Annotated in this window: 11 protein-coding genes; 6 read left to right on the top strand and 5 right to left on the bottom strand. The window is 72.9% G+C overall.

Features of this window, described 5'->3' with window-relative positions; translation table 11 throughout:
- The first annotated feature begins 9 nt into the window (after positions 1 to 9).
- From ACWCRA_RS21990 to ACWCRA_RS21965, 6 genes are all read left to right on the top strand, one after another.
- Complete coding sequence (locus ACWCRA_RS21990; protein ID WP_351553639.1) at positions 10 to 219, top strand: MbtH family protein; 210 nt, start codon at positions 10 to 12, stop codon at positions 217 to 219.
- Positions 220 to 267: 48 nt separating this feature from the next.
- Positions 268 to 1,584, top strand: coding sequence for a lysine N(6)-hydroxylase/L-ornithine N(5)-oxygenase family protein (locus ACWCRA_RS21985; protein ID WP_351553642.1), 1,317 nt, complete (start codon positions 268 to 270; stop codon positions 1,582 to 1,584).
- Between the two features lie 14 nt (positions 1,585 to 1,598).
- Positions 1,599 to 2,294 (top strand): FMN-binding negative transcriptional regulator, encoded by a 696-nt coding sequence (locus ACWCRA_RS21980; protein WP_351553645.1) that lies wholly within the window; start codon positions 1,599 to 1,601, stop codon positions 2,292 to 2,294.
- A 12-nt stretch (positions 2,295 to 2,306) separates the two neighbouring features.
- Positions 2,307 to 3,134, top strand: a complete 828-nt coding sequence (locus ACWCRA_RS21975) for a 2OG-Fe(II)-dependent halogenase WelO5 family protein (protein ID WP_351553648.1) — start codon at positions 2,307 to 2,309, stop codon at positions 3,132 to 3,134.
- A gap of 67 nt (positions 3,135 to 3,201) precedes the next feature.
- Complete coding sequence (gene ddaH, locus ACWCRA_RS21970; RefSeq protein ID WP_451068383.1) at positions 3,202 to 4,053, top strand: dimethylargininase; 852 nt, start codon at positions 3,202 to 3,204, stop codon at positions 4,051 to 4,053.
- Positions 4,054 to 4,372: 319 nt separating this feature from the next.
- Positions 4,373 to 6,613, top strand: coding sequence for a BTAD domain-containing putative transcriptional regulator (locus tag ACWCRA_RS21965; RefSeq protein WP_451068382.1), 2,241 nt, complete (start codon positions 4,373 to 4,375; stop codon positions 6,611 to 6,613).
- On the opposite strand, the gene ACWCRA_RS21960 is transcribed toward ACWCRA_RS21965, so the two are convergent.
- The 5 genes from ACWCRA_RS21960 to ACWCRA_RS21940 form a co-directional block, all read right to left on the bottom strand.
- On the bottom strand, positions 6,581 to 8,137 hold the full coding sequence (locus ACWCRA_RS21960) for an MFS transporter (protein WP_351553657.1): 1,557 nt from the start codon (positions 8,135 to 8,137) through the stop codon (positions 6,581 to 6,583). The genes ACWCRA_RS21965 and ACWCRA_RS21960 overlap by 33 nt on opposite strands.
- 254 nt (positions 8,138 to 8,391) lie before the next feature.
- A complete protein-coding gene (locus ACWCRA_RS21955) occupies positions 8,392 to 8,883 on the bottom strand; it encodes a hypothetical protein (RefSeq protein WP_451068381.1) in 492 nt (163 codons plus the stop codon).
- A gap of 795 nt (positions 8,884 to 9,678) precedes the next feature.
- Positions 9,679 to 10,668 carry a hydrogenase expression/formation protein HypE gene (gene hypE, locus ACWCRA_RS21950; protein WP_451068421.1) on the bottom strand — a complete coding sequence of 330 codons (990 nt, stop codon included), beginning with the start codon at positions 10,666 to 10,668 and terminating at the stop codon, positions 9,679 to 9,681.
- Positions 10,669 to 10,756: 88 nt separating this feature from the next.
- Positions 10,757 to 11,881 (bottom strand): hydrogenase formation protein HypD, encoded by a 1,125-nt coding sequence (hypD, locus tag ACWCRA_RS21945; protein WP_351553666.1) that lies wholly within the window; start codon positions 11,879 to 11,881, stop codon positions 10,757 to 10,759.
- Entirely contained in the window at positions 11,878 to 12,141 is a 264-nt protein-coding gene (locus ACWCRA_RS21940; RefSeq protein ID WP_351553669.1) for a HypC/HybG/HupF family hydrogenase formation chaperone, read from the bottom strand. The genes hypD and ACWCRA_RS21940 overlap by 4 nt, the downstream gene beginning before the upstream one ends.
- Positions 12,142 to 12,151: the final 10 nt, after the last annotated feature.

Below are 12,151 nucleotides of genomic sequence, written 5' to 3'. Positions count from 1 at the left end.
GAGCAGGACATGGCGAGTGACGCACCGTACCGCGTGGTGCTCAACGACGAGGAGCAGTACTCGGTCTGGCCCGCCGACCGGGAGATCCCGGCGGGGTGGCGGGCCGAGGGAACCACCGGCGGGCGCGAGGAGTGCCTCGCCCGCATCGACGCGGTGTGGACCGATATGCGCCCGCGCAGTCTGCGCGAGAGCCTCGCCCGGGCCGGGCACGATGCCTGACCCGATGTCCGCCCCCACCGTCCGGCCACAGGGAAGAGGGAGGGACACATGAGCGTGTCCGCAGCGGAAACCGATCAGATCGTCGACGTCGTGGGCATAGGGTTCGGCCCCTCGAACCTCGCCCTGGCCACCGCGCTGGCGGAGACCGGGCCGCCCGGCTCCGCCGAGGCCGTGACCTCGGTCTTCTACGAACGAGGAGAGCGGTTCACCTGGCACGGCGGCATGCTGATCGACGGCGCCACCATGCAGATCTCCTTCCTCAAGGACCTGGTGACCCTGCGCGACCCGGGAAGCCCCTACAGCTTCCTCGGCTATCTCCAGCAGGCCGGGCGGCTGTCGGACTTCATCAACCACAAGGTCCTCTTCCCGTCCCGCATCGAGTTCCACGGCTATCTCTCCTGGGTCGCCGGATTCTTCGCCGACCGGGTCGAGTACGGAGCGGAGGTCACCGATGTCCGCCCGGTGCACTCCGGTGGTTCCGTGGACTCGCTGGAGGTCGTGGTCCGGCACAGCGGGCCGGACGGCGGGCGCACCAGCGTCCGGCGCGCCCGCAATGTCGTGGTCGCCACCGGTCTGGAGCCGAGCATGCCGCCGGGCGCGGTGCCGGGCGACCGGGTCTGGCACAGCTCGGAGCTGCTGGCGCGGGTCGACACGCTGCCCCGGCACCCCCGCAGGATCGTCGTCGTGGGCGCGGGCCAGAGCGCCGCCGAGGTCACCGAGTATCTGCACCGCCGGTTCGAGACCGCCGAGATCTGCCCGGTCTTCGCCCGCTACGGCTACAGCCCGTCCGACGACAGCCCCTTCGCCAACCGGATCTTCGATCCCGGGGCGGTCGACGCGTTCTACACCGCCGCGCCGGAGGTGAGGCGCGCCCTGCTCGACTACCACCGCAACACCAACTACTCCGTGGTGGACGCCGAGCTGATCGACGAGCTCTACCGGCGGGCGTACCAGGAGAAGGTGACGGGCAACCAGCGGCTGAGAGTCCTCAACACCTCGCGGCTGACCCGGGTGGAGCCCCGCGACGACGGGGTGGAGGTCACGGTCGAGTCCCTCGTCACGCGGGAACGGCTCCGGCTCCCGGCGGACTGCGTGGTGTACGCCACCGGCTACCGCGCCCCCGACGTACGGCGGCTGCTCGGCTCGGTGGCCGGTCTGTGCAAGGCCGACGAACAGGGCAGGCTCCAGACGGAGCGCGACTACCGGGTGGTCACCGAGGGCAGGGTGCGCTGCGGGATCTATCTCCAGGGCGCCACCGAGCACAGCCACGGCATCTCCTCCGGCCTGCTGTCCAACACGGCCGTGCGCGCGGGCGAGGTGGCCCGCTCCCTCGCGCGGCGCCCGGCCGCGGCCGGCCGCGAGTAGGAGAGGCGGCTCCCATGTATGTGCCCAGCCTGTACCGGACCGAGGACCGGACCTGGCCCGTACGGATTCTGGAGGAGAACCCGCTCGCGCTGCTGTCGACGAGCAGGGCATCCGCCGCTCCGTACGCCACCCATGTGCCGGTGATCATTCCCCGGGACTCCCGGGCGGAACTGCTCGCCGGGCAGGACCCGCGCGGCGCCGTGCTCCTCGGCCACATGAACCGGGCGAACCCCCACTGGGCGGCCCTGAGCAGCGGCTCACCGGCCCAGCTCGTCTTCCAGGGGCCCGGCGCCTATGTCTCGCCCGCCGTCTACGACACCGATCCCGCCGCGCCGACCTGGGACTTCGCCGCCGTCCACGTCCACGGCACGCTGCGGCTCATCGACGACGACACCGAGACGCTGGAGGTCGTCACGGCCACCGCCGCCGAGCTGGAGGGACGGTTCGGCGGCGGATGGTGCGCCCACGCGTCGGCGGCGTACTTCGAGGAACTGCTCCCGGGCGTCGGCGCCTTCGCGTTCCGCGTCACCCGGATGGACACCATGCTGAAGCTGAGCCAGGAGAAGTCCCCCGGGGTCCGGAGCGCGGTCACCGAGTGGTTCCGGGCCGGCGGCGGGCGCGGCGCCGAGATGGCACGGCTGATGAAGGACTTCTACCAGGACGGAGCTCCGCGCGGGGAAGGCCCCGCGGAGCCCCCAACCGATCCGTGAGGGGCGGCACCAGTGCAGCAGAGGACCGATGTGCCGCGGGAGCGGCATCACGACACCACACCCGTCCACACCCTCTTCGGGCTCGATGTCGTGGACGAGATGGACGCCGGACGGATGAGCCGGGTGGCGGCCGGAGTCCTCGGCGCGGTGCGGGTGCGGAACTTCTTCTCCCCGCACGAGTGCCGGACCACGGTCGCCTCGCTCGTCCAGGACGCCATGGGGGAGTACGACCAGCGGCTGGTCGGACGGCGGATCGCCAAGCTCGGCCCCGCCGTGTTCGACTACTACAACAGCGCCCGGGTGGAGCCCTCCTACTGGGAGGAAGCCGCTGCCGCGGCCCGGGTGCGCTCACGGCTGCTGGACGGCCGGGACCCGCTCGGCCTCGCCGGCGACCGGCTCGCGGCCGCGTGGCAGCAGGAGGTCACGCCCGCCACCGTCGGCGGCGCACCGCTGTTCGCGGGCATGATCCGGGAGATGTACCAGGGCGCCGGCCTCCACTTCGACGAGGTGGAGCGGGAGTTCCCGGCGGGTCTGGACGAGACCCCGCTGAGCCAGCTCGCCTTCAACTGCTATCTGGAGACCCCGCCCGACGGAGGCGCGCTGACCGTCTTCCGCCGCCGCTGGCGCCCGGACGACGAGCACCACCGGGACGGCTACTGGTACCGGCCCGAGGTGGTCGCGGGCGAGCCGAGCCTCACCGTCGCCCCCGCCACCGGCGACGCGATCGTCTTCGACCCCCGGAACTACCACATGATCGAGGCCAACCGGGGCGGCCGGAGGGTCACCCTCTCCTTCTTCATCGGGTTCTCCCGCCACGGCAACCTCCTCCTCTGGTCCTGAGCCCGCCCCACTCCTCCCCTCCCCGGAGCCCCGCGCGGGACCGCCCCCACCGACCGACTGGAGTGCCATGACCGCCGCCGCCGCACCGCACCGGGCCACCGGCCCCCGCGTCGCCCGCCGCCGCCGCTATCTGATGTGCCGGCCGGAGTTCTTCGACGTCACCTACGCCATCAACTCGTGGATGGACCCCGGGAAACCCGTCGACACCGCGCTGGCCGTCACCGAGTGGGAGCGGCTGCGCTCCCTCTACCTGGAGCTGGGGCACGAGGTCGAGCTGATCCCCCCGCTGCCCGGCCTGCCGGACATGGTGTACGCGGCCAATGGCGCGACCGTGGTCGGCGGCCGGGTCCTCGGCGCGCGCTTCCGCGACGCCGAGCGGTCCGCCGAGGGCCCCGCCCATCTGAGCTGGTTCCGGGAGCGGGGCTTCACCGAGGTGAGGGAGCCCCGCCACATCAACGAGGGCGAGGGCGACTTCCTCGTGACCGACAGCTGGATTCTGGCCGGGAGGGGTTTCCGCAGCTCGCCCGAGAGCCACGCGGAGGCCCAGGAGTTCTTCGGCCGCCCGGTGATCGGCCTGGAGCTGACCGACCCGCGCTACTACCACCTGGACACCGCCCTCGCCGTACTCGACGGCGACGAGATCATGTACCACCCGGAGGCGTTCTCCCCGGGGAGCCGCGCCGTCCTGCGGCGCGTGTTCCCCGGAGCGCTGCTCGCCGGTCCGTCCGAGGCCGGGGTGTTCGGGCTCAACGCCGTCAGCGACGGCCGCCATGTCGTCCTCCCCGAGGCCGCCACCACCCTCGCCGCCCGGCTGCGCGAGCGGGGCTTCGAGCCGATCGGGGTGGATCTGACGGAACTCCTCAAGGGCGGCGGCAGCGTGAAGTGCTGCACCCTGGAGATCAGACCCCCGCAGGATTAGTTGCCTTATCCAACGAATCTGACGTGAAATCACCCCCCGTTGATCCACGGTGTCGGGCAGTATCAATCGTCAGGAAGGGGCCGGCACTGTTCCGGACCCGGCGAGCGGGGTCCGCGGGAGGGGCCCGGGGCGCTGCCGACGGCACCCCCGGCGCGCACCCGTCCGGCCTCCCGACGGATGGAGCGGCAGGGCATGGAGAAGCCTTTCACGCCGGGACGGAACAGGTCGTGCGGACTCGCCGGGCTCCCCCGCCCGCCGTGCGGCCTTCCGTGCCCCCCACCCCGAATCGGGCGCAACCGAGACCGCGAGGAGTATGGGTGTGAAGTTCCAGGTACTGGGGCCGCTGAGCGTCGTCGACGGCGGAGTCCCCGTGATCGCAGGAGGACCCAAACAACAGGCCCTGCTCGGGCTGCTGATCGCCCGCTGCGGCACCGTCGTCCCGGTGCCGCAGATCGTCGACACCCTCTGGCAGCGCAGTCCGCCGTCCACCGCGCAGGCCCAGATCCACAGCAGGATCAGCACCCTCCGCCGGGTGCTCGGGACCCGGGCGATCGTGACCCATCCCTCCGGCTACCTCCTGGACGTCGCGCCGGACGCGGTCGACGCGCACCTCTTCGAGGCGGAGGTCGAGAGCGCCCTGGAGTGGGAGGCGAGGGGCGCCTTCCAGAAGACGGCCGCGGTGCTCCGCGGGGCGCTCGGCCGCTGGCGGGGGGAGTGCGCCTTCCAGATGCTGGACGGTGAACTCTTCGACCGGGAGGCCGGCCGGCTGGCCGAACTGCGGCTGCTCGCGCTGGAGCACTGCATCGGAGCGGATCTGGAGACCCGGGACGCCGCCGAACTCGTCCCCGAACTGGTGGATCTGGTCGCCGCCCACCCCACACAGGAGCGGCTCCACCGCCATCTGATGGTGGCGCTGGACCGCAGCGGACGGCGCAGCGACGCCTTCAACGTCTACTGGAGCCTGCGCAGGAGACTCGCGGACGAGTTCGGCGCGGACCCGGCCGAGGACATCCAGCAGCTCTACCAGTCGCTGCTGTCGGGCACCGCGGGCGACGGCGGACCGGACCGGCCCGCACGCCGCCCCGCCCCCTGCCGGGCCGGCGACGCGGCGGCCAGCCAGCTCCCGCCGGACATACCGGATTTCACCGGCCGGACGTCCGAGCTGCGGCAGATCGTCGCCCGGCTGGTCAACGGCGGCGCGGCCCACGCCGACACGGCCCCGCGCGCCGTCGTCGTCACCGGGATGCCCGGCGTCGGCAAGAGCACCCTGGCACTGCGCGCGGCGCACAGCCTCCACGAGGAGTTCGTCGACGGCCGGCTCTATGTCGACGCGGCGGCCTACCCGCGCTCCGAGGAGGGGCTGCGCGCCGTGCTGGGCCGGCTGCTGCGGGGACTGGGCGCGGCCGAGGGCACGGTGCCCGAGTCCGCCGGGGAGCGGCAGGACCTGTACCGCAGCCTGGTGGCGTCCCGCAGTGTGCTGCTGGTGGTCGACAACGTTGCCGGACCGGAGGATCTGCGGGCGGTGATCCCTCCCAGCGGAAGGTGCGCGGTTCTGGTCACCGCCCAGGCCGCCACCCTGACGGTCGAGGGAGCCCTGCGCGTACCGCTCGGCCCGCTGGCGCCCGAGGAGGCCCGGAGCCTGCTCTTCTCGGGGCTTCCCGCCAGACGCGACGAGGAACAGGGACCTCGGACCGAGGAGGTGCTGGCCCGCTGCGCCGGGCTGCCCATGGCGATCCGGTCGGTGGGCACCCTCCTCGCGTCCCGGCCGCACTGGTCGATGGCGCATGTCACCGAAGCGCTCTCCCGGGAGGAGAGCTGGCTGGAGCGGCTGGGCACCCCCGGCCGCTCCATCGTCAGCACCTTCGACGGCGCGCTCCGCGATCTGCCGGAGGACGACCGGGGGCCGCTCTCGGCCCTGGCCGTCTTCGGCCGCACGGCCCTGACCCCGTGGATCGCCGGAGTGCTCATCGGCCGTCCGGCCACCCGCGCCCGGGAGGTCCTCGACCGTCTCGCCGACCGCGGCCTGCTGGCCGTGCGGTGGTCGGAGCGCACCCACTCCTGGAGCTATGGCCTCCATGAGCTTCTCCGGGTCCATCTGCTGGCCCGGATGGACCCCGCCGAGGCCGTGACCGTCCAGCTGCGCGCCCTGCGGGGATGGCTGGAACTGGCGGAGAGGGCCACCGGGGCGCCCCGGTCCGGCGGCGGGCGCACCCCGCCCGACGCGGGCGCGGGACCGGCGGCCTCCCTCTTCACCGTCGGGGCCGGTCACGGACGGGCCCACCAGGAGCGGGAATTCCTCCGGGCCGTGCTGGGCCGGGCCGATGAGCGCTTCGGCCCGGCCGTCGCCTCGGGGCTGGTCATCGGGGACGGGCGCCGGGAACCCGGTGAGCTGCTCGCGCTGCTGCGCACGGCCGCCGCGCGGGAGGGCGGCGCTCCCGCGGAGGCGGGGACGTCCCGCCCTCCGCACCCGCTGGCCGACCCCGGCCCGCTCTGCCCGGCCGGACCGCCCCCGCCGCCCCGGCCCGCCTCACGCCTGTCGCTCCTGCGCCACCCGGTCTGACGCGCCCGCCCCCGCGCCCCCCTCGGCGCGGGGGCTCTCGCGCGGCCCGCCCCGCAGCGTGAACAGCGCCACGGCCGCGCCCGCGAGGGCGAAGCCCAGACCGGCGCCCATGGCGACCGACTGAGCGTCGGAGAACGCCTCCCGGGCGGTGCCGGCCAGCGCCGACAGGGCCGGGTCCGTCTCCGTGTACGCCAGGGTCTCGGCCAGCGAGCCCCGCGCGTGCCCGGGCACGTCCCCGGAGAGCAGCTCCCGGTAGACGGCCGTCAGCAGACTGCCCAGCACCGCCACGCCCAGGGCGATGCCCATCTGCTGGTGCGTGTCGTTGAGCGCCGATCCCATCCCCGCCCGGTGCGGCGGTACGGCGGAGAGCACCGTGCTGGTCCCCGCCGGGCTGGCGAACCCGGTGCCGCCGCCGCACAGCAGCAGCCCGGCCGCCACCACCGGGTAGGGGGAGCCGGGGGTCAGCGTGACCAGGACCGCGAAACCGCAGGCCGTCACGGCGAAGCCGGTGACGATGGTCGCCCGCGCGCCGATCCGCCCGGGCGCCCGCCCGCCGAAGACGGAGCCGATGACCACACCGGCCGCGAGCGGGGCGACGGAGAGCCCGGTCAGGGTGGCGCTGTAGCCGTGGACCAGTTGCAGATACTGGCTCAGGAGGAAGAGCGTGCTGCCCGTCGCCACCGACAGCAGGGCGATGGCGAAGCTGGCACCCGCGAACGTACGGTCCCGGTAGAGCGACAGATCCACCATCGGCTCCGCCGACCGCCGCTGGCGGAGACCGAAGGCCGCGAGCGCGATCGCGGAGAGCGCGAAGGAACCGAGGACGACCGGCGCGGTGAACCCCTCCTCCGGCACCGCGATCACCGCCCACACCAGCGCGACCATGCCCAGGGTGACCAGGACCGCGCCCAGCGGGTCCAGGGGCCGCCCCTCGGGGTCACGGGACTCGGGGACCAGCTTGAGCGTCCCGAACAGCGCCACCGCCACCATCGGCAGGTTGATCAGAAACACCCCGGCCCAGCTCCACCAGTCCACCAGGATGCCGCCGAGCAGCGGCCCGAGGCCCATCGCCGCCGAGGCCACCGCCGCCCACACCGCGAACGCCCGGGGGCGTTCGCGCGCGGGGAAGACCTGCACGATCACGGCGAGGGTCGCGGGCATCACCAGCGCCGCGCCCACACCCATGGCCGCCCGCATGCCGATCAGCCACCACACCGACTGGGCGGCGATGGCGCCGAGCGAGGTGACCGCGAAGACGATCAGCCCGATGACCATCGTCCGCCGGCGCCCGTAGCGGTCGGACGCCACCCCCGCCGCCACCAGCAGTCCGCCGAAGACCACCACATAGGAGTCGAGTACGGCCTGGAGTTCACCGGTGGAGGCGTTGAAGGCCCGGCCGATCGAGGGCATGGCCACATTGAGGACCGTGTTGTCGATGACGATCACCAGGAGCGCCGAGCAGAGCGCCACCAGGATCAGCCAGCGCCGGGGGTGCCCCTCGGCCCCCGTCTGTTCTTCCGTCACTGAGCACCTCTCCACGGCCTGTTGGCCCTACGGCCAAGGGTTGCGTCCAACGCTGATCCAGTAATCCAACACTGTATGAGCGAGTCGTCGCAGTGTACAGAGGTGCGGGGGGTCGGGTCATGCGCCGGGGCCGCCGCCGGCGGATGAACGGGCCCTTCGTTCCGTGTGGTTGGCGGCGCGGGCCGGTACCGCCGAGGGCGCTCGCACCGCGCGGGCGCGGGTCGGGTGACCGCCCCCGGGCCCGCGCGCCCCGGTCACCCGGCCCGTCGGGCGACGGAGGAGGGAGCCCGGAGCGCGGGTGCCTCCCGGGCGCGGCCCAGTTCGCGGTCGGCCCGGGCGATCAGGGCCCGTACCGCCGAGATGTCGGAACCCATCAGCGCGGCCGTGCGGTCGAGCGGGAGGCCGAGTCCGCGGTGGAGCAGCAGGGCGTCGGCGGGTGGCGCGGGCAGAATCCGGTGAGCCGGGGAGCGGGTGCCGGGGACGCCGGACGCGTGGCGCGTCACGGTGTCCCCGAGCAGCAGCCAGGCCGCCGCGGCGGTCGACGGGCTGCTGAGCATGCGCGCCCAGGCGTGGGCTATCGCGGTGAACGCCTCATCGACGGCGGCCGATGCCACCGGCTCCAGCCCTATGCGGGCCCGCGCGTACACGGCGTAGTCGCTCCGGACGAGCTGGCGGAAGGCCTGGTAGTCGAGGCGGTGGAGGGCGGGCGGGGAATGGCGGTGCTGCGGGGCTGACGGCTTCTGCACGGCCCCGGACCTCCTCGGGTGTGCGAGGTCCACGGACCCGCCGGCCCGGTGAGGGCCCCGGCGGGGGTGGAGTGGAGGCGGGCCGCGCGGTACGGGACGGGGTGCGGCGGCCCGGGTCCGCGGCCGGCCGGCCGCCGGGGACCCTTCCACCCGGTGGCGGCTCCTGCCCGCCGCGGATCGTGTGAGCGTACGGTCCGTCAGCCGCCCTGGCCGGCGGCGGTGCCGGGCCCGGCGCACGGGCCGCCGGCGCGGGGACCTGTTTGCGGTGGTGCCGGGTGCGGGATACTTCCGGCACGGGACGCCGGGAACGGGAGTGAGCACTCTCGGCGGAACGGGTCAAGCATCGACGGCAGACTCCTTGCTTGATCATTTGGCCCTGGAGCGGTGGCAGCCGCCCAGGGCCTTCTCGCTGCGTCGGACCGGCCTCCCGGGCCGACTTTCCCGATGACCGTACCGCCTTGCCGGGCTGTTGGTGGGCCCTCGGACCGGCGGCGAATCCGCCGCCGGTGGACGGCGGCACCGCTCTCCGGAACTGTTGACGATTAGTCAAGGCGACGCAGAACCGGATGCCTTGGTCACCTTGATGGAAACTGATCGATGACTGCGCTTACTCGGCTTTTTTGTGCAGCATTCTGATCAAGTGCGACAGAGTTGCCGTTTCGGAACTATCGCATTGGCATATGACATCACGTGCAGTCGATCGGTGGTCGCCCAACGGCAGTTGACTGAATTCACCCGTGAGAGTGAAGTGAGTGCTGGGACACCCCGGAACCGGGATGTGAGTGGTAAGCGCTCTCAGCAGATGCGGGGCAACTGCTCGCCCAGCGGCAGATCGACCACCCGGGTTCCGCCGAACGCCGTACGGGCGACCACCATCCCCGGATGCTCCGGCACACACTCCCCGATCACCGCGGCACCGGCGCCCAGCGGATGCGCCCGCATCGCGGCGAGCACCGCCTCCGCGTGCTCACGCGGCACGAAGGCGACGAGCTTGCCCTCATTGGCCACGTACATCGGGTCCAGACCCAGGATGGCGCAGGCGCTGGCGACCTCCGGGGGCACCGGCACGGCCCGCTCCCGCACCACCACACCGACGCCCGCGGCGGCGGCGATCTCGTTGAGCGCCGCCGCGAGACCGCCCCGGGTGGGATCGCGCAGCACATGCAGATCCGGGGTGACGGCGAGCATCGCCCCGACCAGCCCGCCCAGGGCCGCGCAGTCGCTCTCGATCCCCACCCCGAACTCCAGGCCCTCGCGCACGCTCATGACCGCCACACCGTGGAGCCCGATCCCGCCGCTGACGATCACCACATCGCCCGGCTCGGCCCGCTCCGCCCTGATGTCCACCCCGGGCGGGATCAGCCCGATCCCCGAGGTGTTGATGTAGACGCCGTCCCCGTGGCCCGCCTCCACCACCTTGGTGTCCCCGGTGACCACCTCGGCCCCCGCCGCGCGGGCCGCGTCGCCCAGCGCCCGGGCGACCCTGCCCACCAGTTCGATCTCCACCCCCTCCTCCAGGATGAAACCGCAGGAGAGATACGCGGCCCGCGCCCCGCTCATGGCGAGATCGTTCACCGTGCCGTTGACCGCGAGATCCCCGATGCTGCCCCCGGGGAAGAACAGCGGCCGGACCACGAACGAATCCGTGGAGAACGCGAGCCGTGCCCCGCCGAGACCGATCGCGGCACTGTCGCCGAGGGCCGCGGCCGGCGGACCGCCGAAGGCCGGCAGGAAGAGGTGCTCCACCAGCTCGGCGGACATCGCACCGCCCCCGCCGTGCCCCATGACGACCCGGGGATGATCCCGCAGCGGCAGCGGACAGCTCCAGCCGCAGAGATCGGGTGCCGTGGGGGACTGGGTGCCGGAGAGGGTGTCAGCCAACGGGGTTCGCCTCCAGAGGAGTGGCCTGGGTGCCGAGACGGCGGTAGAGGTAGTACGCGGCGCACGCGCCCTCACTGGACACCATCGTGGCGCCCAGCGGTGTGCGCGGTGTGCAGGTGGTGCCGAAGGCCGCGCACTCGTTCGGCTTCAGCAGCCCCTGGAGCACCTCCCCGCTGCGGCACTCGGCGGGTTCGCTGGTGGTGATGGACGCGACGTCGAAACGGTGCTCCGCGTCGTGGTCGCGGTAGCGGGGCGAGAGCCGCCAGCCGCTCAGCGGGATCGTCCCGATCCCCCGCCACGCGCGGTCGGTGACCTCGAATACATCCGCCAGCATGGCGCGGGCCGCGGGATTCCCCTCCGGCCGCACCGCGCGCGGATAGGCGTTCTCCACCGTGTGCTCACCGCGCTCCAGCTGCCGCACGGTGCGCCGGATGCCCTCCAGGATGTCCAGCGGCTCGAATCCCGTGACCACGATCGGCACCCGGTGGCGCGCCGCCAGCTCGGGGTACTCGTCCGTCCCCATCACGCTGCACACATGACCGGCCGCCAGAAAGCCCTGCACCCGGCAGTGCGGTGAGTTCATGACGGCGTCGATGGCGGGCGGCACCCGGACGTGCGAGACCAGCATGCTGAAGTTGCGGACACCGCGTCCGCGGGCCTGGTGCACGGCCATCGCGTTGGGCGGGGCGGTGGTCTCGAAGCCGATGCCGAAGAACACCACCTCGCGGTCCGGGTTCTCCACCGCGATCCGCAGCGCGTCCAGCGGCGAGTACACCACCCGGACATCGCCCCCCTCGCCCCGCACCCGGAAGAGATCGCGCCCGGTTCCGGGCACCCGCAGCATGTCCCCGAACGAACAGAAGATCACCCCGGGCCTGGAGGCGATCTCCAGGGCCTTGTCGATGACCTCCAGCGGGGTGACGCACACCGGACACCCCGGGCCGTGGATCAGCTCCACCCCCTCGGGCAGCAACTGGTCGATGCCGTGCCGGATGATGGTGTGGGTCTGTCCGCCGCACACCTCCATCAGCGCCCACGGCCGGGTCACCGCCGCCCTGATGTCGTCGAGCAGGCCGCCGGCCAGCTCCGGATTCTGGAACTCCGCCAGATACCTCACCGCTGCTCCTCCCAGGGATCTCCGAACTCCTCCTGCAACAGACCGAGTTCGGCGAAGAGATCGAGCGTTCTGCGCGCCGACTCCTCGTCCAGCCGTTGCAGCGCGAAACCGACGTGCACGATGGCGTACTCGCCGACCTTCAGATCCGGCAGATACTCCAGACACACGTCCTTGACCACTCCGCCGAAGTCCACCACGGCCATCCGGGCACCGTCGCGCTCCGCGATCTCCATCACCCTGCCGGGCACCGCCAGACACATGGAGCCGTCT

This window comes from Streptomyces sp. NPDC001889 (genome assembly GCF_053594535.1).
The sequence above is the reverse complement of the archived record's forward strand: the minus strand, read 5'-3'. Positions and strand labels throughout refer to the sequence as shown.